Annotated in this window: 25 protein-coding genes; 12 read left to right on the plus strand and 13 right to left on the minus strand. The window is 57.7% G+C overall.

Translation table 11 applies throughout. From position 1 onward, the window contains the following. Window positions 1–94 precede the first annotated feature (94 nt). The 4 genes from ppnN to A9G06_RS03550 all read left to right on the plus strand — a co-directional run bounded on the left by ppnN (window position 95) and on the right by A9G06_RS03550 (window position 4,129). Window positions 95–1,450 carry a nucleotide 5'-monophosphate nucleosidase PpnN gene (gene ppnN, locus A9G06_RS03535; protein WP_005338611.1) on the plus strand — a complete coding sequence of 452 codons (1,356 nt, stop codon included), beginning with the start codon at window positions 95–97 and terminating at the stop codon, window positions 1,448–1,450. A 135-nt stretch (window positions 1,451–1,585) separates the two neighbouring features. Beyond that, the gene (xni, locus tag A9G06_RS03540) at window positions 1,586–2,386 is read left to right on the plus strand and encodes a flap endonuclease Xni (RefSeq protein WP_069554286.1); all 801 of its coding nucleotides are present in this window, start codon (window positions 1,586–1,588) and stop codon (window positions 2,384–2,386) included. A gap of 159 nt (window positions 2,387–2,545) precedes the next feature. Next, on the plus strand, window positions 2,546–3,553 hold the full coding sequence (locus tag A9G06_RS03545; protein ID WP_005349723.1) for an isocitrate dehydrogenase: 1,008 nt from the start codon (window positions 2,546–2,548) through the stop codon (window positions 3,551–3,553). Between the two features lie 117 nt (window positions 3,554–3,670). Next, the gene (locus A9G06_RS03550; RefSeq protein ID WP_005358627.1) at window positions 3,671–4,129 is read left to right on the plus strand and encodes a hypothetical protein; all 459 of its coding nucleotides are present in this window, start codon (window positions 3,671–3,673) and stop codon (window positions 4,127–4,129) included. An 82-nt stretch (window positions 4,130–4,211) separates the two neighbouring features. Here A9G06_RS03550 and rlmM read toward each other — a convergent pair whose 3' ends face one another. The 6 genes from rlmM to dinB all read right to left on the minus strand — a co-directional run bounded on the left by rlmM (window position 4,212) and on the right by dinB (window position 10,827). Next, complete coding sequence (gene rlmM, locus A9G06_RS03555; RefSeq protein ID WP_005338617.1) at window positions 4,212–5,306, minus strand: 23S rRNA (cytidine(2498)-2'-O)-methyltransferase RlmM; 1,095 nt, start codon at window positions 5,304–5,306, stop codon at window positions 4,212–4,214. Further along, window positions 5,299–5,685 (minus strand): DUF423 domain-containing protein, encoded by a 387-nt coding sequence (locus tag A9G06_RS03560; protein ID WP_069554287.1) that lies wholly within the window; start codon window positions 5,683–5,685, stop codon window positions 5,299–5,301. The genes rlmM and A9G06_RS03560 overlap by 8 nt, the downstream gene beginning before the upstream one ends. Before the next feature lie 51 nt (window positions 5,686–5,736). Further along, entirely contained in the window at window positions 5,737–6,366 is a 630-nt protein-coding gene (locus tag A9G06_RS03565) for an alpha/beta family hydrolase (protein ID WP_069554288.1), read from the minus strand. After that, the gene (locus A9G06_RS03570) at window positions 6,359–7,279 is read right to left on the minus strand and encodes a transcriptional regulator GcvA (protein WP_005338622.1); all 921 of its coding nucleotides are present in this window, start codon (window positions 7,277–7,279) and stop codon (window positions 6,359–6,361) included. The genes A9G06_RS03565 and A9G06_RS03570 overlap by 8 nt, the downstream gene beginning before the upstream one ends. A 284-nt stretch (window positions 7,280–7,563) precedes the next feature. Beyond that, window positions 7,564–9,705, minus strand: coding sequence for a methyl-accepting chemotaxis protein (locus A9G06_RS03575; protein WP_069554289.1), 2,142 nt, complete (start codon window positions 9,703–9,705; stop codon window positions 7,564–7,566). Between the two features lie 66 nt (window positions 9,706–9,771). Then, window positions 9,772–10,827 (minus strand): DNA polymerase IV, encoded by a 1,056-nt coding sequence (gene dinB / locus A9G06_RS03580; RefSeq protein ID WP_083243721.1) that lies wholly within the window; start codon window positions 10,825–10,827, stop codon window positions 9,772–9,774. Between the two features lie 129 nt (window positions 10,828–10,956). Between dinB and A9G06_RS03585 the strand changes: the two genes are divergently transcribed. Continuing rightward, window positions 10,957–11,163 (plus strand): hypothetical protein, encoded by a 207-nt coding sequence (locus A9G06_RS03585; RefSeq protein ID WP_005338629.1) that lies wholly within the window; start codon window positions 10,957–10,959, stop codon window positions 11,161–11,163. Window positions 11,164–11,273: 110 nt separating this feature from the next. Here the strand turns inward: A9G06_RS03585 and A9G06_RS03590 are convergent, their stop codons facing one another. Both A9G06_RS03590 and A9G06_RS03595 read right to left on the minus strand, forming a co-directional pair. Next, window positions 11,274–11,834, minus strand: a complete 561-nt coding sequence (locus tag A9G06_RS03590) for a DJ-1 family glyoxalase III (RefSeq protein ID WP_069554291.1) — start codon at window positions 11,832–11,834, stop codon at window positions 11,274–11,276. 37 nt (window positions 11,835–11,871) lie between these two features. After that, a complete protein-coding gene (locus A9G06_RS03595) occupies window positions 11,872–12,825 on the minus strand; it encodes a 2-dehydropantoate 2-reductase (protein WP_069554292.1) in 954 nt (317 codons plus the stop codon). Between the two features lie 200 nt (window positions 12,826–13,025). Here A9G06_RS03595 and A9G06_RS03600 point away from each other — a divergent pair, with 200 nt between their 5' ends. Then, window positions 13,026–13,508: a YajQ family cyclic di-GMP-binding protein gene (locus A9G06_RS03600; protein WP_069554293.1), complete on the plus strand. Its 483-nt coding sequence runs from the start codon at window positions 13,026–13,028 to the stop codon at window positions 13,506–13,508. 107 nt (window positions 13,509–13,615) lie between these two features. On the opposite strand, the gene A9G06_RS03605 is transcribed toward A9G06_RS03600, so the two are convergent. The 5 genes from A9G06_RS03605 to A9G06_RS03625 form a co-directional block, all read right to left on the minus strand. Further along, a complete protein-coding gene (locus tag A9G06_RS03605; RefSeq protein ID WP_069554294.1) occupies window positions 13,616–14,458 on the minus strand; it encodes an outer membrane protein OmpK in 843 nt (280 codons plus the stop codon). A 156-nt stretch (window positions 14,459–14,614) separates the two neighbouring features. Next, window positions 14,615–15,994, minus strand: coding sequence for an MFS transporter (locus A9G06_RS03610; RefSeq protein ID WP_040068511.1), 1,380 nt, complete (start codon window positions 15,992–15,994; stop codon window positions 14,615–14,617). A gap of 173 nt (window positions 15,995–16,167) precedes the next feature. After that, window positions 16,168–16,755: a peptidylprolyl isomerase gene (locus tag A9G06_RS03615; protein ID WP_069554295.1), complete on the minus strand. Its 588-nt coding sequence runs from the start codon at window positions 16,753–16,755 to the stop codon at window positions 16,168–16,170. A gap of 2 nt (window positions 16,756–16,757) precedes the next feature. Then, the gene (locus A9G06_RS03620) at window positions 16,758–17,342 is read right to left on the minus strand and encodes a YajG family lipoprotein (protein WP_005349692.1); all 585 of its coding nucleotides are present in this window, start codon (window positions 17,340–17,342) and stop codon (window positions 16,758–16,760) included. Window positions 17,343–17,359: 17 nt separating this feature from the next. After that, the gene (locus tag A9G06_RS03625) at window positions 17,360–18,493 is read right to left on the minus strand and encodes a methyltransferase (RefSeq protein ID WP_069554296.1); all 1,134 of its coding nucleotides are present in this window, start codon (window positions 18,491–18,493) and stop codon (window positions 17,360–17,362) included. A 204-nt stretch (window positions 18,494–18,697) separates the two neighbouring features. Between A9G06_RS03625 and A9G06_RS03630 the strand changes: the two genes are divergently transcribed. From A9G06_RS03630 to nqrE, 6 genes are all read left to right on the plus strand, one after another. After that, entirely contained in the window at window positions 18,698–19,012 is a 315-nt protein-coding gene (locus tag A9G06_RS03630; RefSeq protein WP_043819035.1) for a BolA/IbaG family iron-sulfur metabolism protein, read from the plus strand. 434 nt (window positions 19,013–19,446) lie between these two features. Continuing rightward, window positions 19,447–20,790: a Na(+)-translocating NADH-quinone reductase subunit A gene (locus A9G06_RS03635; RefSeq protein WP_069554297.1), complete on the plus strand. Its 1,344-nt coding sequence runs from the start codon at window positions 19,447–19,449 to the stop codon at window positions 20,788–20,790. Window positions 20,791–20,793: 3 nt separating this feature from the next. Further along, entirely contained in the window at window positions 20,794–22,023 is a 1,230-nt protein-coding gene (locus A9G06_RS03640) for an NADH:ubiquinone reductase (Na(+)-transporting) subunit B (RefSeq protein WP_069554298.1), read from the plus strand. Continuing rightward, window positions 22,013–22,801, plus strand: coding sequence for a Na(+)-translocating NADH-quinone reductase subunit C (locus tag A9G06_RS03645; RefSeq protein ID WP_005338643.1), 789 nt, complete (start codon window positions 22,013–22,015; stop codon window positions 22,799–22,801). Before A9G06_RS03640 ends, A9G06_RS03645 begins: the two co-directional genes overlap by 11 nt. Then, the gene (locus A9G06_RS03650) at window positions 22,794–23,426 is read left to right on the plus strand and encodes an NADH:ubiquinone reductase (Na(+)-transporting) subunit D (protein ID WP_005338644.1); all 633 of its coding nucleotides are present in this window, start codon (window positions 22,794–22,796) and stop codon (window positions 23,424–23,426) included. The genes A9G06_RS03645 and A9G06_RS03650 overlap by 8 nt, the downstream gene beginning before the upstream one ends. Window positions 23,427–23,429: 3 nt before the next feature. Next, window positions 23,430–24,026, plus strand: a complete 597-nt coding sequence (gene nqrE, locus A9G06_RS03655; RefSeq protein WP_005338645.1) for an NADH:ubiquinone reductase (Na(+)-transporting) subunit E — start codon at window positions 23,430–23,432, stop codon at window positions 24,024–24,026. The last annotated feature ends 7 nt before the right edge of the window (window positions 24,027–24,033 follow it).

Consider the following 24,033-nt stretch of genomic DNA (forward strand, 5'->3'; position numbering starts at 1 on the left):
TTACCACTACTATCGATCTCAGGGGATGCAACATAGCGTCCCCTTTTCTCCCCAGGGAAAAACACAACGATAACAAGTGAGTAAAGGGGAACCTATGATTACGCACATCAATCCCGTCGGCAGCATGGATTTGCTGTCACAGCTTGAGGTGGATCGCCTCAAGCAGACTGCCTCCAGCGATATCTATCAACTGTTTCGCAACTGCTCGCTGGCAGTGCTCAATTCCGGTAGCCATACCGACAGCTCCAAGGAGATACTGGAGCGCTTCAAATCGTTCGATATTCATGTGATCCGGCGCGAGCGCGGGGTCAAGCTGGAACTGTTCAATGCCCCCGAGCACGCCTTTGTCGATGGCGAGATCATTCGCGGCATTCAGGAGCACCTCTTCTCGGTGCTGCGCGACATTCTCTATGTCTCCAATCAGCTCGAGTCCAACCGCCAGGTCAATCTGACTAACTCCACTCATATCTCCAACGTGGTGTTCGCCATCCTGCGCAACGCCAAGGTGATTCTGCCAGGCGCCGACCCCAACCTGATCGTCTGCTGGGGTGGCCACTCCATCAACGAGATCGAATACCAGTACACCCGCGCCGTGGGCAGCGAACTGGGCTTGCGTGAGCTGAACATCTGTACCGGCTGTGGCCCTGGCGCCATGGAGGGCCCGATGAAGGGGGCCGCCGTCGGCCATGCCAAACAGCGGGTGCGCAACGGGCGCTACATCGGCCTGACCGAGCCCTCCATCATCGCGGCCGAACCGCCCAACCCCATCGTCAACGAGCTGGTGATCCTGCCGGATATCGAGAAACGGCTGGAAGCCTTCGTGCGCCTCGGCCATGGCATCATCATCTTCCCGGGCGGGGTCGGCACCGCCGAAGAGCTGCTCTATCTGCTCGGCATCATGATGCATCCGGCCAACGAGCGGCAGCCGATGCCTATCATCCTGACCGGCCCGAAAGAGAGTGCCGACTACTTCCGAGCCATCGACGACTTCATCAAGGCGACCCTGGGTGAACCGGCGACCAAGCTCTACCGGATCATTGTCGGCGATGCACCGGAAGTGGCCCGGGTGATGAAGGAGGCGATGCCGAAAATCCGCGAATATCGCAAATCGGTCGGCGATGCCTACTCTTTCAACTGGTCCCTCAAGATTGAGCCGGAGTTCCAACTCCCCTTCGAGCCGGATCACGCCAGCATGGCCAGTCTGGATCTGCACCGCAACCAGCCGCCCCAGTTGCTGGCCGCCAACCTGCGTCGTGCCTTCTCCGGTATCGTCGCCGGCAACGTCAAGGAAGGGGGCATTCGCGCCATCGAGAAGAAAGGCCCCTTCAAGCTGCATGGCGACAAGGAGCTGATGCACCTGATGGACAAGCTGCTGGAGAGTTTCGTCAAGCAGCAGCGGATGAAGCTGCCGGGCAGTCAGTATGTGCCCTGCTACGAAATCGTCCGCTAGGGTACAGATACATCATCGACAGAGGGGCGCATCGGCGCCCCTCTTTATTTGCGCTATGCCTTCCCAACCGCCATCAATCCCCCATAAGGCGAGCGGTTTGTTACAATGGGGCGTCCCGACCGCCAAGAGTGCCCCATGTCAACTATCCGGCCACACCTGCTCATCATCGATGCCCTCAACCTCATTCGCCGTCTGCACGCGGTACAGGCCCAGCAGGCACTGACCCCTGCCCAGGCGCTGGTTGCAACCCGCGCCAACCTTATCAATACCTGCCGCAAGCTGCTGGCCAATAGCGAACCGACCCATGTCATTGCCGTGTTTGATGGCGAGGTGCATAGCTGGCGCAAAGAGGTCTATCCGGCCTACAAGGAGGGGCGAACTCCCATGCCCCCCGAACTGCGTGAAGGGCTGGCGACCCTGCAGGATGCCTTTTGGGAGTGCGGGGTCGATGCCCTGCTCTCCGAGACCGATGAAGCGGATGACCTTATCGCCACTCTCGCCTGCGGCATCGCCAGCCATGGCCATCAGGCGACCATCATCTCCACCGACAAGGGGTTCTGCCAACTGATCTGCCCGCAGATCCGGGTGCGCGACTACTTCAACAAACGCTGGCTGGATGCGGCCTTCGTCCAGCAGCAATATGGGGTAGCACCTAATCAGCTGGTCGACTTCTGGGCCCTGACCGGTATCAGCGGTTCCAATATCAAGGGGGTTCCGGGGATCGGCCCCAAGACCGCCACCCAGCTGTTGCAGCAATATGGCACTCTGGCAGCCATGCTCGAGGTCTGCCAGCAAGAGGACGCCGCCAAGCCACTGATCAAACTGCGCCAGCATCAGGATGAGGCCCTGCTGGCCCAGCGGCTGGTGCACTTGCAGCGGGATATTCCGCTGGGATTCAACCTGCGGGACATCCGCTACCCGCCCCAGCCAGACTAAAGTGCCGAACAAAAATGCAGGTAAGGGCGTGAACCATGACGAGACTCACCCTCGCTGTTGATAAAAGTGAGTAGAATGTAAAGGAATGTGGTTGGTTTGCTGAGTAAATGCTATAAAGCAGCCCCATCCTCCCCTATACCCTGGAAGTGGAACCCTCTCATGTCCAAAAGAAAAATTACCGTGATCCCCGGTGACGGCATCGGCCCCAGCATCATTGAATCAGCCATCCAGATCCTGACCCATGCGGGCTGTGATTTTGAGTACGAATACGCTGATGCGGGTCTGGTTGCCCTCGAGAAGCATGGCGAGCTGCTGCCCCAGGCTACCCTGGATCTGATTGAGAAGAACAAGGTGAGCCTGAAAGGGCCATTGACCACACCGGTCGGCGGCGGTTTTACCTCCATCAACGTCTCCCTGCGCAAGAAGTTCAACCTCTACGCCAACGTGCGTCCGGTCATCTCCTTCAAGGGCACCAGAAGCCGTTACGACAACATCGACATCATCACGGTGCGTGAAAACACCGAAGGGATGTACTCGGGTGCAGGTCAGAAGCGTAGCGATGACAACAAGAGTGCCGAGGCGATGAGCATCATCACCCGCGAAGGGGCCGAGCGCATCGTCAAGTTTGCCTTCGAGCTGGCTCGTCAGGAAGGGCGCAAGAAGGTCACCATCATCCACAAGGCGAACATCCTCAAGTCGACCTCCGGCCTGTTCCTCGAAGTGGCACGTGAAATCGCCAGCCACTACCCGGATATCCAGAGCGAAGAGATGATCGTCGATGCCGCCTGCATGAACCTGGTGATGTACCCGGAGCGTTTCGATGTCATGGTCACCACCAACCTGTTCGGCGACATCCTCTCGGATCTCTGCGCCGGTCTGGTTGGCGGCCTTGGCATGGCGCCTGGCGCCAACATCGGCGATGGCGCGGCCATCTTCGAAGCGGTCCACGGTTCTGCGCCTGACATAGCTGGCAAGAATATCGCCAACCCGACCTCGGTGATCCTCGCCTCCATTCAGATGCTGGAGTACCTCGGCATGCAGGATAAAGCAGAGCGGATCCGCGAGGCGGTGCGAGCTACCATCGAATCCGGTGATCGGGTCACCCGCGATCTGGGTGGCACGGCTTCCACCAGCGAATTCACCCAGGCCATCATCGATCGCCTGTGAGTTAATTCATTGATTTTAAAAGGGAGCTTCGGCTCCCTTTTTTATATTTCCGAATCCTTTGCCACTCCCCGAACAGCAACTATGTTCAATAGAGAAGAAGAACAGGGAGTGTTTTTCATGAAGGGATACGGGTGCTATCTGGTGTCGGGTCTGCTGCTGGTGTGTGGCACTGCCAGTGCTTTCGAGCAGGATCAACAGACCCAAACCGCCAAACTGCCACAGCAGGAAAAACGGACTGCCACCGAGGTATGGCGCTCGAGCCTGAATACCAACGACCTGCTCAAGGCACCCAAACCCCTGTCGTTTGGTATTGAAGTCTCCACCGACAACTTTGGTAATCAAAAGATCACCTCCTACCCGCAGCTTAATCTGACCCCGGAAAAAAGCGTCAGTCTGTCGGTCGAACGCTTCAGACCCAAGGTCAAGTTCAAGGCTGGCGGAATGAACACCGCCCTCAGGCTGAGAGGAGACGGGATAAAGATGCAATTCAATCCGGTCGACAAAACCATCCCGCTGCAGATCGAGATCAAGGTGACCGACGACGAATCCTCCCTGCGCCTCGATTACCGTTTCTGATAGTTTCCGGCAGCCGAATAGCAAAAGGCCGACAGGTTTCCCTGTCGGCCTTGGTATTTATCGTACGGGCAGAACTGCTACATCACGCCTTGGGCTCGAGTTTGGAGACCCAGTACTTGTTGTAAACATGCACGGTGATCTCTTCTCGATCGTGATAGAGCTGCTTGGCCTGGATCACGAACGCGTTGTCGATCTCCTTGAGCATCTCGCGCAGCACTTCGATATTGTGTACCGATTCAGCATAGCGCTTCTTCATCGGCAGCTTGAGGTTGAACATCGCCTCCTGGCAGTCACCCTCACGGAACCAGTCCGCAATCATGTGAACGACCCGCGCCGGTTTATCGACCATGTCGCACACCAGCCAGTAGGTGTTCTTCTTGCTCGGACGCCAGACGAAACCATCATCCCGGATATGCTTGACCTGACCGGTATCCATCAGGGATTGGGCCATCATGCCGTTGTCGACCGCCGTCACCATCATGCCACGGCGCACCAGCTGATAGGTCCAGCCACCCGGGCAGGCGCCCAGATCCACCGCCTTCATGCCTGAACAGAGACGCACATCCCACTCTTCCCGCGGCACGAACACGTAAAACGCCTCCTCCAGCTTGAGGCTGGAGCGGCTCGGTGCATCGGCCGGGAAGCGCAAGCGCGGGATCCCCATGTGGAATCCGGAGTTGTTGAACGAATAGGAGTAGCCCAGCAACACGTGATCATTGGCCATGAAGAAGGCGTGGAACACCGGACGGTTTGGCGTCTCCTTCTTGGTCAGGATCTCGTTGCTGCGCAGCGCCTGACGAAGCGGCACGGTGAACTTGCGGCAAAAGGCTGACAGCTCTTTCGCTTCGTTGGTGTCCGCGGTTTCGACCCGCAGATCACCGCAAATGGTGTAGTCACTCACCGCCTCAAGGATGGGGGAGATCCTGTCCGCAACATCCAGATCCTTCAGCTCATGGGTGACCACCAGCATCTGGCGGATGAAGATGAGCTCCCGGAATGGCAGCTTGCGAGCCAGCAGGTCCGCCTGCTCCTCGTCATACAGTTCGAAGATCACATAACCGCTGTCGTCCTTGACCCGGGCGAAACCGTAGCACTGCATGTTACCGGCACGCTCGGTGATCTCTGCAGCCGCCTCTTTCTCAAAACCGGGGCGGCAATAAAGCAGCAGATTATTCATTTTTTCCTCCAAGACGACAGCCACCCCAGCAGAGGGCCGCCCATCCCAACATAAAACAGAGGCCACCGGCCGGGGTAATCAACCCCAGCCCCTTGCTGCCAAGCAGCACCATGGCGTAAATACTGCCGGAAAATCCGATGATCCCCAGCACAAAAGCGGTGCCAGCCAGGTGGATCACCTTGCTGCGCACACCACACCAGCCCAGAACCAGCAGGGCCAATGCGTGAAAAAACTGATATTGCACGGCGGTATTGAATGCCGCCAGACGCTCGGGCGTAATGCCGGTCGCCGCCAATCCATGGGCGCCATAAGCCCCCAGCATGGTGGCCGTCAACCCGAAGAGACCGGCCAGTATCAGCCAATGTCGATGGATCTGCATCCTCACTCTCCCTCTCTCATCAAGGCTGGCAATAAAGCCAACCCTCTCGTGCTATCCATGCCGGGCCACAAAATGGCTGATGGCCGCCGCTGCATGCTGCATATTATTCTGCTCACTCACGCCACTGGCTTTTCGCGGTTTGAAACCATGATCACCATCGGTCAACCAATGGACCGATACGGCAGGTGAGAAGGGGAAATCGGCCAGTTCGGCGCGACTACCGAAGGTATCGCGCTCCCCCTGCAACAGCAGAGTTGGCACTGCAATATGCTTGAGTACCTCGCCTCGCCAGCTGTCGGGCTTGGCCGGAGGGTGGAAAGGATACCCGAGAATGAGCAATCCTGCAGCATTCATCTCACCCTCGCCGTCGCTATACAGTTCCGCCGCCATCCGCCCGCCCATCGACTTGCCCGCCAGAAACAGCCGTGGATGGGCAAACTCGCGGATCATATCGCGCCAATGGGCTAGCAGCACAGGTGCTCTGTCCGGCGGGCGGCGCTTGCCATCCTGTGCTCGCCTGGTCATGTAGGGAAAGTTGAAGCGCACCACTTCGATGTCGGGGCCAGCCAGCAGGCGTGACAACTCGGCAAGAAAGACATGATCCATCCCCGCGCCTGCCCCGTGGGTCAGCAAAATGCGAACGGGGGCATCAACTGCCCCCTCGCGGATCACCTCATGCATCGGCGAGCCTTGCCCTGCGACGCGCCTCTTCCTGCTCCACCAGCTCCAGCATCCAGTCGCGGAAGGCAACGATCTTGCCCTGATCCGACTGTTGTTCCTGGCACACCAGATAGAAGGCATTTTTGCTCACCAGCACCTGCTCGAATGGGCAGATCAGGCGGCCGGCCTCAATCTCGGGCTGAGCCAGCACGCTGTGGCCAAGCGCCACCCCCTGGCCGTGGATCGCAGCCTGGATCACCATGGTGGAGTGGCTGAAGATGGGCCCCTGGTTGACGTTGGGGGCATCGATATCGAGCTGGCGGAACCAGGCCTTCCAGTCGCGGCGGGAGGTATCGTGCAGCAGGGTATGAAGAGTCAAATCTTGCGGCGTACGCAGTGGCTTGGGCCCGGTCAGCAGCAAGGGGGAACAGACCGGGATCAGGTATTCGGTATGCAGCTTGTCCGAGCGCAGACCCGGCCAGTTTCCGCGCCCGTAGTAGATGGCCACATCCACATCGTCGGTGAGCGACCCTTCGTCGAGATCGACCGCCTTGATCCGCACATCGATATCGGGGTGGCGCTCGCTGAACTTCACCAGCCGCGGCACCAGCCACTGGATGGCGAAACTCGGCTGCAAACTGACGGTCAAGGCCCCCTTGGCACTACGCGCCAGCAACTTGTCGGTCGCCTCAGAGATGGAGGCAAAGATGTCCTTGATATCCAGAAAATAGCCCTGCCCCTCTTCGGTCAGCAACAAGGAGCGGTTTTTGCGGCGGAACAGCTTGATGCCAAGATACTCCTCCAGCGCCTTGATCTGGTGACTGATGGCAGCCTGAGTCACAAACAACTCTTCTGCTGCGCGGGTAAAGCTTAAGTGACGAGCCGCTGCTTCAAACGCCTTGAGGGCATTGAGCGGGGGTAAACGACGAGACATGACACCAGCCGACGATGAGTTTTTCTAATGGGGCGCATTATAATTTGTCGGTTGCGGGTCGACCAGTGAATAAACATAATTCGCCCAGCAATCAGTCGTCATATGGCTCACATTTTCTACTACGTGTTGGTTTACATGTGTTTTTAGTGAGTCTTTCGACTGTGATTGTGGTGTTGTGTTTCTTCCTCTGCGGGAAGAGGGGCTCAAATCTCACCGGTTTGACCCAGTCTGTCATCTGAATGTGTTTGGCGCCTCCAGCTGGATGGCGCCTTTTTTCATCCTTTCTATACCTTGAACTGCCCCACCAGCTGCTGCTGCTTGTCCGCCAGCGCAGAGAGCTCGCGACCATTTTCGGCGGAGGTCGCCGCCTCGGCCCGGATGGTATGGCTCACATCGCGAATGTTGCTGACGTTGCGGTTGATCTCGTCCGCCACCCGGCTCTGCTCCTGCGCCGCTCGGGCAATCTGCTCGTTCATCTGATGGATGGTGGAGACCGACTGGATAATCTGCTCCAGCACCTGCACCGAGAGATCCACCTTGGCGAGGGTCTCGTCAGCCTGTCCATGACCATCGCGGATCGCCTTGACCACGGCGCCGGTACCGGATTGCAGTTGGCTGATCAGGGTCTGGATCTCGACGATGGCATTCTGGGTGCGACCGGCCAGATTACGCACCTCATCGGCCACCACGGCAAAGCCACGGCCCTGCTCACCGGCCCGTGCCGCTTCAATAGCCGCATTCAGCGCCAGCAAGTTGGTCTGCTCGGCAATTCCCTGGATCACGATAAGAATGTCATTGATATTGTCGCTGTTGGCGGAGAGTCGCTCCACCACCGGCTGGGCATCGTTGATGATGGTCATCAGCTTGCGCATCGCCTCCTGGGTGTCGGCAACGACATATTTGCCCTCTTGCGCTGCAGCGTCAGTGGTGTTGGCGGCTGCCACCGCCGAGCCGGCATTACCGGAGACCTGCAACGCCGTGGCGCTCAGCTCTTCAAATGCCGTCGCCACCAGATCGATCTCCTGATACTGGGCCTGCATGCCACTGCTGGTGCGCTCGGCCACTTGCGCGGCTCGCTCGGCACTGTTGCGCGTACCGGAGACGGTATCAATCACCTGACTGATGGTAGATTGCAACTTGTTGAGGAAGCTGTTGAACCACTTGGCCAGCTCGCCGATCTCGTCTTGCCGCTGGATCTCGATACGCTGGGTCAAATCCCCCTCGCCGCTGGCGATATCCTTGAGGCGGGCAACCACGGCGCGGATGGGCGCCACAATCTGGCGCGCCATCAACCAGATAAAACTCAGGGCCACCAGCGAGATCAGCACTCCGATCGACAGCTGCGAGACCACGCTGCGATTGGCCTCACTGGCCAGCTCATCTTGCAGTTGCTGGGCCGAGGCCAGCACTACGGCCCGAGGCAATTCAATGTAGATGCCCCATTTACGGTCGGTGCCACGCATGGATACCGGGACAAAGGTCTGCAACAGGGTGCCATCGCTGCTCCAGCGAGTCAGCTCCTGACCCCGACTGAGCCAGCCTTTCAGCTCGCTGGCCAGCCCCTGATACTTCTGATCCAGCCCGCGTCCCATGGTCACATCAAACTCATCGGCTCCCGCCACGCGCCCCTCGTGACTGACCAGCAAGATTCTGCCCTTGCCGTCATAGAGCTCCTTGTCCATGGAACTGACCAGACTCTGCAAGGTAGCCAGCGAAATATCGACCCCGACCATCCCCAGCAAGGTCTCCTGCTCCAGCAGTGGGACCGTCACCGAGGTCATCAATATCTGTTTATCGCCCACATCGTCCAGATAGGGCTCCAGCAGGCAGAGGGCCCGGGTGCGAATGCTGCAGCGATACCACTCGTTTTCGATGCCACCAGCCTCGGTCGGGCTCTCATCGGCCAGAACATCTTCATTCTGCACTTCCGGCTCAATCTTGCCGTTGTCGTAGGCCCAGTAACTGGAAAAACGCCCCTTGTCGTTGGAACCCAGCGCCGTTGAGCCCTGATAGTTGCTGTCTTCCCCATCCAGCTGATCAGGCTCGAACACCGCATAGACACCAAGCAGATTGGTCGATGAGGCAACGGCATCGTGCAGTTGCTGATTGACGGCGCTGCGCAGCGCCTCCGAATGGACAAAGTTCTCGGCCGCATTCTTGCGCTGGAACAACACGCTCTCCGCCAGCAAACTGGCGCGGAAATAGGCTTCATCGAGATAGCTGGTCACCTTGGCCGCCTGCTCCGACCCCATCGCCTTCATCCAGTTCTCGGCAGACTGCTGCGCCTCGTGCATGGTGGCTTGCCGCACCTGCTGTTGCATCTTGTTCGCGTTGTAAATCGAGGAGGCAACCAGAGCGGCGGCTGTCACCAACAGACAGCAACCGGCGATCAGGGTAATCCGACCCTGGACAGAAAGAGCGCTCATGCCAATATTCCTACGTCATATAAATATGGATAGATTATCGACTTTATAAACAAAAACTTAACTCTCTCACAGCAAATCCAGCGAGAGTTGATTAACTTCACCCTCTTTTGGCAAACCCACCACCAAGCCCAGCAGGCGAACCGAACGCCCTTGCGCCCGCTGTAGCCCCTCTTTGAGCAGGGGAACGAACAAGGCTGGCTGATAGCCCCCCTGACTGCGATAGACGGTGGTCTGGTGGAAGTCGGCAAACTTGAGTTTAATCCCCTGCCCCATCACCTGCTCGGCAGGGCACGCCAACTGAAATCGCCGCTCAAGCTCCGGCAGCAGTTGCTGCAATACCCTCAGGCAGGCGGCTTCGTCACAAACATCGCTCGCCAAAGTGGTCTCCACCCCGATGGTTTTGCGGATCCGGTGCGCCTGTACCGGCTGTTCATCCAGCCCCCAGATCCGGGTCGTCAGCATCTCCCCCAGTTTGCCAAAACGATTGCACAGCTCTTGTGCCGACAAGGCCCGCGCATCCTCACAGGTGTAAAGCCCCTGCGCCTCCAGCCGCTCGGCAGTCTTGCGCCCTACCCCGGGCAGTTTGCCGAGGGGCAACTGGCAGACAAACTCGGCCACTTCGTCGGGACGAATGACAAACAGACCATCAGGTTTGCGCTGCTCCGAGGCGAGCTTGGCGAGAAACTTGTTGGGGGCCACTCCGGCCGAAGCGGTCAATCCCAGTTCGGTAACAATGGCTTGCCGGATCTCTTGTGCCATCAGGGTGGCACTGCCACCACAACAGCGACTGTGGGTCACATCGAGGTAAGCCTCGTCCAGCGATAGCGGTTCAACCTGATCGGTATAACGGAGGAAAATGGCCCTGAGCTGACGGGAGATATCCTTGTACACCGCCATTCGCCCAGGGATCAGTACCAACGGCGGGCAGAGTTTTTTCGCCAGGGCGCTCGGCATGGCGGAGCGCACCCCGAACCGGCGCGCCACATAGTTGCAGGTCGAGATGACGCCGCGCCGCTCGGAGGCCCCACCGATGGCGAGCGGCACCTCCCGCAACGCCGGATTGTCCCGCATCTCCACCGCGGCAAAAAAGCAGTCCATGTCGATATGGATGATCTTGCGCATACCACTGTATAAATAAACAGACATGGCATCATCTTACCCCAAGGATAACCGCAGCTCTATCTCTCGTTGCGGCTAAAATAGTAGACTCCAAGGAGACCTTTACTACCACAATGACAAGGAGCGTTCGGGATGAAATATCTTTGGCTGGGACTCTGTTTGCTGCCTTTGACCGGCATCGGCAAGAACAACCCGACGGCAGAGTGCCGCTGGCTGTACGACCGGATTGAGATACTGGAACAGGCCATCAAGAAAGGGGACAAGCTCGGCACAGAGCAAGAATTGGCACGCTGGAAAACTGAGTACAACAAAAAACAGTGCTCACAGTACGACTACTGAGCCGGACAAGATGGCGTGACCGACAACGGCAGATAACAAACGGGCTCCGATCAAGATGACCGGGGCCCGTTTTCAAAGCATGGCCAGCTTGATTCTGCAGCAGAGTGCGCTCAAGGCAGCACCATAGGGCCAGCCACGGCGGTAGCCACGTCATCCCCGCGCAGCACCCGAACCAGTTCAAGGGCAAACTCGATGGCACTGCCCGGCCCCTGACTGGTGATAAGGCGATGAGCCTCATCCCTGACTAACCGCTCACGTGACAGCTGCGATGTCGGTAGTCGGGACTGAAAGCCGGGATGACAGGTGACGATGGCATCACCCAGCAGAGCGTGATGTTGCAACACCACCACAGGGGCGGCGCAGATGGCAGCGCGCCAGCGACCAAGAGCGGCCTGCTCTTTGAGCAGATCGATGGCCAGCGGGGTATCGCGGATCACTTCGCTGCCGGGCAGCCCACCGGGTACCACGATGGCTTCAAAGTCCCGACGGGTCAGCTCGTCGATATGACAATCGGCCACCAGCTGTACCCCGCGCGATGCTTTCACCTGCCGCGATCCGGCAGGGCAACAAGAGGCCAGCACCACCTCGATGCTGGCGCGCACCAGGGTATCGACAATCGCCACCGTCTCTATCTCTTCTGACCCGGGGGCCACCAGCACCAGTACACTCACGTTCGCCTCCTTGCAGCTTGTTCTGCCATGTAAAAGATCAGACGGCCTGACTCTTCTCTTTGATCGCCTGATAGAGACCCTGATTGACCGGCACGGCGATGCCATGCCGGGCAGCCTTGGCCAGCAGGAAACCAGTGATGGCCTCAATCTCGGTCTCGCGTCCCTGCTCCATATCCTGATACATGGAGGAGTAATTGTCAGCGGTCAGCTCCACCACTGTCATCACCCGACGCTGCAACTCCTCTGCCGTGGTCGCAATCCCTTCGGCGCACATCACATCCGCCACTTCCACGCAGATCTGCTGCAGGGCATCGGCAAAACGGGGGCCAGCCAGCTCGCCATTTTTCAGCTTGTAGAGAGCCGTCAGGGGATTGATGGCACAGTTGATGGCCAGCTTTTGCCACTGGCGCGCCAATACCAGCTCATCCCAGCCAGCCTGGCCCAGTGCCAGCGCCAGCTCATCCGCGAGCGCGGCATGGGTCTTGGCGGCATCGTTGATCGGGCCAAGCCAGGTTTCCCCCTTGCCAGTATGACGGAAGACAAAATGGCCGCACTGCATGGCGCCATGGCTGGTGACACCGGCAATCACCGGATTGTGCGGGAACATCTCGGCCACCTGCTCGGCAATGCCCATCCCGTTGTGCAGCAGCACGATCGGCACGCCGGCATCGAGCTTACCCACCAGCGGCGTCAGTGCGGCAATCACCTGACTGGCCTTGGTCATCACCAGCAGACGCTGGATCTTGCCGGGTTTGCTGACAAACCCGCGCTCGATATTGAGCAGCTGGACATGCCCCTCCAGCGAGGTGAAATCGATCCCCGGATGGAGCGTGGACTTATGATGTTCGCGCAACAAGACACGGGTGGATTGACCACTCTGGGTCAGCAGGGAGGCAAAAACGCCACCGAGGGCGCCACAACCCAACAGTGACCACTTCGGAGTAACGGGTGGAATAACGGGCTGTCGGGAATTTTTTAATCCGCTTGGCATGGTGTGACTCTGTCAGGGTAAGGGTTGCAATCCTCTCAACCTGTTACCGGGGATAAGTGAAGATGTCGCTGGTGGACACTAACGGGTCCACCCGTCCTGTGCGCAGGGGATTCTAGCAGAGCAACCCCATCAAAATCAGCAAATTTGCCCGTTTTCTGGTAGATTTGCCCCCCGATAACGCAACATGAGGAGCTCCGGCTATGCCGTCATTCGATATTGTCTCTGAAGTCAAAATGAACGAGGTGTTGAACGCCGTCGACAACGCCAATCGTGAACTGGCCACCCGTTTCGATTTTCGTGGGGTAGAAGCCAGCTTCGAGTTGAGCAAGGAAGAGGTAAAGCTGGAAGCCGATGCCGATTTCCAGCTCAAGCAGATGGTCGAAATCTTGCGCGGTGCCCTGCTCAAGCGCAACATCGAAAACAGCTCCATGGAAGTGGGTGACTCCGTTCACTCCGGCAAACGCTTCCACCTGACCGTCAAGTTCAAACAGGGGATCGAGAAAGAGATCGCCAAGAAGCTGGTCAAGCTGATCAAGGACTCCAAGATCAAGGTACAGGTCGCCATCCAGGGTGATGAAGTACGTGTCACCGGCAAGAAGCGTGACGATCTGCAAGAGACCATGGCACTGGTCCGTGGCGCCGAACTGGGTCAACCGATGCAGTTCCAGAACTTCCGCGACTGATTTATCCACTCAGCCGTGGCGCACTTGATGACTCGCGCCACGCTATCTACATCGCGGCCATAAAAAAACCGGAGCAGATGCTCCGGTTTTTTGTACCCCAAGTTTTATTAGAACTTGTAGGTAACAGAGAAGTAGTGGCTGAAGCCAGTGCTCTTCCAAGGAGTACCATCGTATGCAGTGGAACCATCTTTGGTACCATAAGCATCCATAAAGTACTTCAGACCGTAACCAACGGCATAACGATCGGAGTGCCAGTAGATACCGTGGAAAGTAGCCAGGTTGTCGCTGGTACGGTCAGCACGGTCATGGGTATCCAGACCGAACTGATAATCCAGATAGCCTTGGTAGGAGACAAAGCTGCCATTGCCGAAGGTGTAGAAGGGCTTGAACCAGTTCATGGAGAACTGATAACCGTTCCAGTCGCCTTCTTCTTCAGTAAAGAACTGGTTCTCAGTGGAATGACGGGCATACAGGTTCATACCTACCTTGCCAAACCAAGGAACCATCACATCGGCGCCCAGACCAATCTGATTTTCCATCTGCTTGTCGCCGACGTTGTTCAGGTTGGCAATGTAGAGTTCTTGCACAGGACCAAAGGAGAGATCTTTACCGGTCAGAGCATCCAGAGACATGCGCGGCGCAAACTTCATGAACAGGTTCTGACCATGGTGTTTGTTGCTGTGGCGGGAGTCGAAAATATCGAATACGTCGACATAGCCGTACAGATCAAACAGGCCGGAGCGACCACCGAATTCCATTTCAAAATAGGTATCGTTGTAGTCCTCTTCACCGGTGGTGAAAGGGCGCTGGTCGATGGTGTGCATTACGTTGAACTGCATCCACTTGTAATCATTCTTGTGGATATCACCGCTGTAGTCAGCAGCGAAGGCCGGGGTAGCGGCAGCAGCCAGCAGACCGGCAGCGATCAGAGTCTTGGTAAATTTGGCCATTTTATTGGTCTCTTGTGCGTTAGTTGAGGTTTTCCGTAGCCTGCCCACAAGGAGCGAGAGGGATTCTAATCAAATAAAATTGGGGGTGAAACAACTTCTCGGGAACTTTATCCGGAAGTGTGAATCTAATCACCCCCGATTCTACGCAAACGCTTGCTATTTGTCAGCCGTTGAGAGCAACTCACTCCCTTTTCTGGCGACAAGCACAATCAACAACAACACGGGCAAGCCCAGTAAACTGGTTCCGACAAAGAAGGCACTGTAGCCAATCTGCTCCACAACCTGCCCGGAAAAACCGGCCAGCAACTTGGGTAGCAGTAACATTACCGAGCTGAACAGGGCGTACTGAGTGGCCGAAAATGCCACATTGGTCAGGCTGGAGAGATAGGTCACGAAGGCTGCGGTCGCGATACCGGCACTGAGGTTATCCAGCGAGATGATCAGCGTCAGCAGTTCCAGGTTGTGACCAACCTGATTGAGCAGGGCAAACAACAGGTTGGTGCTGGCGGTGAGCAGCGCCCCCAAGAACAGGATGCGCAGCGTGCCGAAGCGCATCACCAGCACGCCCCCCAGCGCAGCGCCCACCAGCGTCATGATGACGCCAAACACCTTGGTAATGGTGGCAACCTCGGTCTTGCTGAACTGCATATCCACATAGAAGCTGTTGGACATCACCCCCATCACCACATCGGCAACCCGATAGCAGGCGATCAGAGCCAGGATCAGCAGCGCCGAGCTGCCATAGCGACGAAAGAAGTCAGCAAACGGGCACCAGACCGCCTCATAGCCCCAGGCCCCCGCACTCGCCAGCAGCGCAGGCCACCCTTTTTCCAGGAGCTGCGCCTTGCGTTCGGCCTGTTGTTTGCCCTGCTCGGCCAGATCGATTTCCGGCTCGTGGCAAAACAGCGTGGTGATGACCCCGAGTGACATCAGACCCGCCATCACCAGATAGGTGATCTGCCAGCCACGATAGTCATAGCCGCTGTTGCTGCCAAACCACGCCGCCAGCGCCAGCGCACCGGCGCCCGCCATGATCATCGCCAGTCGGTAGCCAGTCATGTAGGAGGCCGCCATCGCCGCCTGTAGCCGCTCGGGAGCAGATTCGATGCGATAGGCGTCGATAACGATATCCTGAGTCGCCGAGGCAAAGGCCACCAGCAGGGCAAACATCGCCAGCTGGGCTAGCTCGGTCTTGGGATCGCAGAACGCCATGCCGACCAGCGCGGCGGCAATCAGTAGCTGGGAGAAGAACATCCAGCTGCGGCGACGCCCCAGCAGCGTGGAGAGCAACGGCAGCGGCATGCGATCCACCAGCGGTGACCACAGCCATTTAAAGCCATAGGCGAGCGCCACCCAGCTCATATAGCCGATATCGGTCAGGCTGACATCGGCCTCGCGCAACCAGAATGAGAGGGTACCGAACACCAGCAGCAGCGGCAGACCCGATGAAAAACCCATGGCAAAGAGAATAAACACCCGAAATTCGAGATAGACGGCGAGGGACTCTCTCCAGCTTGGTTTGCGGATCATGTTCAACTACCTGACGACTTTGGAAAAGTGCGTCATTTTGGCAGGTTGATGGCAGATAGCCAAGGCGAGCAAAAAGATAGGCAAAAGAAGCCTGGCCAGAGAAAAGGCCCATCCCGAACGGGATGAGCCTTGTATTGTGACCTGACGAGGGCGAGGTGACGAACCGCGTCCGGTGAGGATTACTTGCCCGCTTTCTTGGCGACTTTCTTGTCTGCTGGAGTTTCTGCCAGCAAGACCACCTTCTTCAGAATGATGGGACTGGTCGGCACATCGTTGGCGCGCAAAATGGGGCTGTAACCGGTCTGTACCTGAGCCAGCTTGTCCAGCACCTCCATCCCCTGAACCACCTGACCGAACACGGTATAACCCGCAGAGCCACCGGCGTTGAGGTTATTGTTGTCGACCAGATTGAAGTAGAACTGGCGAGTAGCGCTGTCGGCCGCCTGGGTGCGAGCCATGGCGATGGAGCCACGCTTGTTGGGCAGACCGCCGCGCGACTCGTTGACCACAGGTTCATAAGTCGGCAGTTGCTGGAACTGCTGGTTGTAGCCACCACCCTGCACCACGAAATCCTGGATCACTCGGTGGAAGATGCTGCCGTCATAGCTGCCATCAGCCACGTAACGCAGGAAGTTTTTCACCGTCTGGGGCGCCTGCTTGGACGCCAGCTCCACCACGATATTGCCGTGGTTGGTCTCCATTCTGACTTTCGGGCCCGCGAACGCCAGCGGGGCGATCAGCATGGCCAGCAACCAGAGTTTTTTCATCATCAGACCCCTGCACCGTTCGGTTGACCTTTCAGGTAACCACGCAGCGCATCATCCGCCATGATCTGCTGCAGCACGCTACCCAGTTGCAGGTTCAGTGTAGACTCCAGATCGGCCATGCTTGGCTCGCTCGGGCTCTCCTTGCTGGAGGACATGTTGAACTGCTTAGTCAGACGGTTGCCCTGGAAATCGGCGATTACCTGCAGGCTGACGCGGGACTTGGTGACATAGGTAAAGGTCTTCTCTTCCACATTGACTGCGGCGTTGGAGATCACCAGCGTCAGGTTGGTGGTGCCACTGTTGCCCACTTCGAGACCCTGGCTGCGCAGACCTTCGGCCAGCCGCTCGGCCATCAGCAGGTTGAGCGGACGCTCACTGTTGACCAGGACGGGGGCTTTCTCTTTATGTTTGATAGAGAAGACGTAGGCAGCCTCACGCTTGTCTACCCCTTCCATGGTGATGCGATTGCCAGAGTAGTATTGCTGGTTGGCGGGGATCACCTGCGGATTGAGCAGCGCCGTCTCCGGCCAATGAGTGGCACACCCGCCCAGCATCAGGGCGGCCAGCAGCAAGAGTGACTTTTTCATCATGGTTTCCTTTGGCTTTAGCGTTTGATGGCTTTCAAAATAACGAATTTGCTGTTCGACGCAACGACTTGTGCGTTGGCAAACAAGCGCTTGAGTTTGTTGTGATAGTCCAGATGACGGTTGCCTACTATCCAGAGTTCACCCCCTTGAGGCAACACCCGGTGCGCATCGCTGAACATCTGCCAGGCGATATGATCGGTGATCGCCTGCAGCTGATGGAAAGGAGGGTTGCAGAGGATCCGATCCGCCGAGCCGACCGCCACCCCGTCGAGACAGTTATTGACCATAAAGCGGGCGCGCGGCAGTGCATCTGGTAGATTGTGCTCGACGTTGAGCTGTGCCGAGGCAACCGCCATATAGGATTCATCGATAAAAGTCACCTCCACCTCGCTGTCTTTGGCGAGCAGCGACAGACCCAGCACCCCGTTGCCACAGCCCAGATCGATCACCTTGCGGGCACTGTGGATAGGCAGGTTGTCCAGCATAAAGCGGGCACCGATATCGAGACTGGTGCGCGAGAAGACGTTGGCATGGTTGTGGATGAGCATGCCACTCCCCTCCAGCGGCCAGACAGTCGGGAAGGGGTTGGCCAGCGCGGGACGTTCTGCCTGCGGCTCGCAGTGAATGAGGCGCGCCTTCTTCCAGGCCAGCGAGGTACGGGTAGGCCCCAGATACTTCTCGAACAACTTGAGGGTGGAGGTATGAATATCCTTCGCCTTGCCGGCAGCGATAACGCGGGTTGCCGGTGTCACCACCTCGCGCAGCGCCAGCAGTTGCTGCTCCAGCAGTGCCTGATATTTGGAGACCTTGATCACCACCAGCGCAGGGGCATCGGGCAGCGGCGCCAGCGCATCCTGCAAGCGGATACCACCCGCATCCAGTCCGTTTTCGGCCAGATTGGCCAGGGTCGCCCGCTCACTGATGTAGGAGTCGGTGACGCAGCAGGGGGAGTGCGGATGCAGATAGGCGGCCAGCGCGCCAAAACCGTCATTCATGATGATGACGGGGCCCGCCTGCTCGAGGGGAGACTCCGCCAGGGTGTTGATCAGGTATTCGTCAGCCGCATCCCAGGCTTGCAGGGTCTCCTGACTCTGGCGCGGATAGCGGTAGAGCGTGAGCTGGCAATGGGGAGTGTCGAGAAGGGTTTGCATAGGAAGAGTCCAACCTCGGCTTGATTCGTGTATACAGGCGCCAGGGGCGACGCAAAGTGGCGCTATTCTAGCGAGGAGCAGGAATTTCACCAGTTCGATGCGCATCAAGGGAGCAACTGACGGGTGATTTCCCTCTTACGGGGGCTTATTCCATCCCGCGACTGCCGATAGAATGGCCCGACATTCACTCTGGAAGCCGATCCGATGACTATCCAACAACTGATTGAAGCCAAGCTGACCGCCGCCCTCTCCCCTACCGTGCTGGAGGTGATCAACGAGAGCCACATGCACCGTGTGGAACCGGGATCTGAGAGCCACTTCAAGGTGGTGATCGTCAGCGAGCAATTTACAGGGCAGCGGCTGCTGGCCCGTCATCGTCAGGTCAATGCTGTGCTGGCCGACGAGCTGGCCGGTGCCGTTCATGCACTGGCACTGCATACCTACACAGAGACCGAGTGGCAGGAAAAAGGCCACGCCCCGCGCACCCCGAGCTGCGTTGGCAAACCGTCACTGTCCTGAAACCGGTTGTACCACAGGATTCCCCTCGATAACCTGCCAACAAAAATTAAACATATTTCCCCCATTGGCCCCGAAAAGGCTACATCCAAGTGGGTATATTTCGGCATCAAGGCTTTTTGCTGATAGTGGAGACAACGGCAAATACCCCCATCGAGGTATCGAAATAAAAAAACCTTTAAAACCACTACTTACAAGGTGTCAGGGGCTTATTCATTGCAGGTTAATTTTGTGATGGCACGGGGATTTTGCCCATTTGGCATGGCAGAAAATGCACCTTAAGTGGTAAACTCAAGCGCTTTTGAGTGAGCCTGCATGTTGAATAATTGTTGAGCCTGCCCACCTGGCGCAACCACAACATCGACTCATTCAACCACCCGTCGTGATGTATTTCTCGGCGCTAACCAACCTCTCCCGTAACGGTAGTGCAAGTAAGTATGATTACAATCAAAAGAGGACTGGACATCCCCGTGCTGGGTGCGCCAGAGCAAGTAATCTACGATGGCCCCGCCATCACCCGTGTTGCGACACTGGGCGAGGAGTTTGTGGGGATGCGACCTACTATGTTCGTCAAAGTAGGTGATCGCGTCATCAAAGGTCAGGATCTTTTTGAAGACAAGAAGAATCCGGGCGTTAAATTCACAGCTCCTGCCACCGGTGTGGTTTCAGAGATCAACCGTGGTGCCAAACGTGTTCTCCAGTCTGTGGTCATCGACCTCGACGGTTCCGATGAACAGGTGACGTTTGAGCATTTTGCCTCTGCCGAGCTGGCCAAGCTCGAGCGCAGCAAGGTGCAAGAGATCCTGGTCGCATCAGGTCAGTGGACTGCGTTGCGTACCCGTCCGTTCAGCAAAGTCCCCGCGGTAGCGTCTGCCCCGCGCGCCATCTTTGTGACTGCAATGGACACCAACCCGCTGGCAGCCGATGCCGAGCTGATTATCAAGGAACAGCCGCAGGCCTTCCTCGATGGTCTGGCCGTATTGACCCGCCTGACCGACGGCGCCGTCTACGTCTGTAAAGGCGAAGGCAGTCTGCCCCACTCTCCGCTGGCTCAGGTCAAGGAAGAGATCTTCGTTGGTCCGCACCCTGCCGGTCTGCCGGGTACCCATATCCACTTCCTGGATCCGGTCAGCAGCACCAAGGTGCAGTGGCACATCAACTATCAGGATGTGATCGCATTCGGCAAGCTGTTCACCACCGGTCAGATCTTCACTGACAAGGTGATCGCACTGGCTGGCCCGAACGTGCTCAAGCCGCGTCTGCTGCGTACCCGTCTGGGCGCCTGCGTCAGCCAGCTCACCAATAATGAGCTGCGTGCCGACGAAAACCGTATCATCTCCGGTTCTATCCTGAGTGGTGCCAAAGCCGAAGGTGTTCACGACTACCTGGGCCGCTACCACAATCAGGTTTGCGTGCTGGGTGAAGGTCGCGAGAAAGAGTTCCTGGGCTGGATCAACCCCAGCGCCAACAAGTTCTCTATCACCCGTACCACCCTCTCTCATCTGATGAAGGGCAAGCTGATCAACTTCACCACCACTACCAACGGTAGTGACCGTTCCATGGTGCCTATCGGCAACTATGAGCGGGTGATGCCACTCGACATCCTGCCGACCCTGCTGCTGCGGGACATGGTCTCCGGCGATACCGACGGTGCGCAAGCACTGGGCTGCCTGGAGCTGGATGAGGAAGATTTGGCGCTCTGTACCTTTGTCTGCCCCGGCAAGACAGAGTACGGCCCGATCTTGCGTGAGTGCCTGACCAAGATTGAACTGGAAGGTTAAGCGATGAGTTTCAAGCAACTTCTTGAAAATATGGAACACCACTTCGAACCGGGTGGAAAGTACGCCAAGTACTATGCCCTGTTCGAAGCGGCGTACACCCTGTTCTACACCCCGGGTAGCGTTACCCGCAACGCCTCCCACGTTCGTGATGCGCTCGATCTGAAGCGCATGATGATCATGGTGTGGCTGGCCGTGTTCCCGGCCATGTTCTGGGGCATGTACAACGTTGGTAACCAGGCGATTGCCGCCATTGCCCACATGGGCTCGGCTGCTGGTGCCAGCAGCTGGCAATATGCCCTGGCTACCATGCTGGGCGCCTCCCTCGATCCGGCTGTAGCCGGTATCGGCAGCAAGATGCTGATTGGCGCCACCCACTTCTTCCCGATCTACATGACCGTCTTCTTTGTCGGTGGTTTCTGGGAAGTGCTGTTCGCCATGGTGCGCAAGCACGAGATCAACGAAGGCTTCTTCGTGACCTCTATTCTGTTTGCCCTGATCGTGCCGCCCGAGCTGCCCCTGTGGCAAGCTGCGCTGGGTATCACCTTCGGTGTGGTGATGGCCAAGGAAGTGTTCGGTGGTACCGGCAAGAACTTCCTGAACCCGGCTCTGGCTGGTCGTGCGTTCCTGTTCTTCGCCTACCCGGGCCAGATCTCCGGTGACGCCGTATGGGTTGCCGTTGACGGCTTCTCCGGCGCGACTGCCCTGAGCCAGTGGGCCCAAGGCGGCCAGATGGCGCTGATCAACGGTGCAACCGGCCAGGCTATCAGCTGGATGGACGCTTTCCTGGGTAACCTGCCGGGTTCCATCGGTGAAGTCTCTACCCTGATGATCCTGCTGGGTGCCGCCATGATCGTCTACATGCGCATCGCCTCCTGGCGCATCATCGCCGGCGTGATGATCGGTATGATCGCCACCTCCCTGCTGTTCAACGTCATCGGTTCCGATACCAACCCCATGTTCAACATGCCGTGGCACTGGCATCTGGTACTGGGTGGCTTCGCCTTCGGTATGGCTTTCATGGCGACCGACCCTGTCTCCGCCGCCTTTACCAACAAAGGCAAGTGGTGGTATGGCGCCCTGATCGGCGTAATGGTCGTGCTGGTTCGCGTGGTCAACCCTGCGTTCCCGGAAGGCATGATGCTGGCCATTCTGTTTGCGAACCTGTTTGCTCCCCTGTTTGACCACTTCGTCGCTCAGGCAAACATCAAGCGGAGGATTGCTCGTGGCGTTTAATAAAGATTCAACCCTCGGCACTGTCAGCGTGGTCACCGGCCTCTGTCTGGCCTGTTCCATCGTGGTATCCGTTGCCGCTGTGGGCCTGCGTTCTACCCAGCAGGAAAACAAGGCGCTGGACAAGCAGAGCAACATTCTCGCCGTAGCCGGTGTGGATGTAAGCGAAGTGGCCAAGCGCGACCTGGCCAAACTGTATGGCGAGAAGATCGAAGCGCGTCTGGTGGATCTGGCAACCGGTGACTTTGTTGACGGCGATGCCGACAACTTCGACACCAAGCAGGCAGCCAAAGATCCGGCCCGCAGCATCCGTCTTGCCGCCGCTGACGACAAGGCCAGCCTGCGTCAGATCTCCAAGCAGATCCCGGTATTCTTCGCCAAGGATGCCGAAGGCAAGATCGACAGCATCATCCTGCCCATCTACGGTCAGGGTCTGTGGTCGACCATGTATGCCTTCGTCGCCGTTGCCGCTGATGGCCAGACTATCAAAGGCATCACCTACTATGACCACGGTGAAACCCCGGGTCTGGGTGGCGAGATCGAAAACCCGGCCTGGCAGGCGCTGTTCAAGGACAAGAAACTGTTCGACCAGAATGGCATGCCGGCGCTGCGCGTCATCAAGGGCCATGCTCCGGCGGGCTCCGAGCACGAGATCGATGGTCTCTCCGGTGCCACTCTGACCGGTAACGGCGTACAGCATACCTTCGACTTCTGGATGGGTCCCAAGGGCTTCGGTCCTTTCCTGGCCAAGGTTCGTGCAGGAGAAATCAACAATGGCTGACAAGAGCGAAATGAAGAAGTTGCTGTTGACGCCTGTGCTGGGCAACAACCCCATCGCCTTGCAGGTGCTGGGTGTCTGTTCTGCACTGGCGGTTACCAGCCAGATGAAAACTGCGTTTGTAATGACCCTCGCGGTCATGGCGGTCACCGCCTTCTCAAACCTGTTCATCTCCCTGATCCGCAACCAGATCCCGAACAGCGTCCGGATCATCGTGCAGATGGCGATCATCGCCTCACTGGTTATCGTGGTTGACCAGGTGCTCAAGGCGTACGCCTATGACATCTCCAAGCAACTGTCGGTCTTCGTGGGTCTGATCATCACCAACTGTATCGTAATGGGCCGCGCCGAAGCGTACGCCATGAAGAGTGCCCCGCTGCCCTCCTTCCTGGATGGTATCGGCAACGGTCTGGGCTATGGTGCCATTCTGCTGAGTGTCGCGACCGTGCGTGAACTGCTGGGCTCCGGCACTTGGTTCGGCATCGAGCTGCTGCCGCTGGTGAACAACGGTGGCTGGTATGTGCCCAACGGCCTGCTGCTGCTGCCGCCGAGTGCATTCTTCATCATTGGTCTGATCATTTGGGGCGTTCGCACCAAGGATCCCAAGCAGGTGGAGGCGAAGGATTAAGGTATGGAACACTATCTGAGTCTGTTGATTAAATCGATCTTCATCGAAAACCTGGCACTCTCCTTCTTCTTGGGGATGTGTACCTTCCTGGCGGTGTCCAAGAAGGTAAAGACCTCCATGGGTCTGGGTATTGCCGTTATTGTGGTGCAGACCATCGCGGTTCCTGCCAACAACCTGATCTACAACTACGTGCTTAAAGATGGCGCTCTGGTATCCGGTCTGGATCTGAGCTTCCTGAGCTTCATCACCTTCATCGGTGTGATTGCAGCACTGGTACAGATCCTGGAGATGGCGCTGGACAAGTACTTCCCGGCACTCTACAACGCGCTGGGTATCTTCCTGCCGCTCATCACCGTGAACTGCGCCATCTTCGGTGGCGTCTCCTTCATGGTGCAGCGTGACTACAACTTCATGGAGTCTGTGGTCTACGGTGTGGGTTCAGGGGCAGGCTGGATGCTGGCGATCGTTGCGCTGGCAGGTATCCGCGAGAAGATGAAGTACTCCGATGTTCCGGAAGGCCTGCGCGGTCTGGGCATCACCTTCATCACCGCCGGTCTGATGGCGCTGGGCTTCATGTCCTTCTCTGGTATCTCCCTGTAATCGGCTT

Source organism: Aeromonas sp. DNP9 (genome assembly GCF_001728955.1).
Classification (GTDB): Bacteria; Pseudomonadota; Gammaproteobacteria; order Enterobacterales; family Aeromonadaceae; genus Aeromonas; species Aeromonas veronii.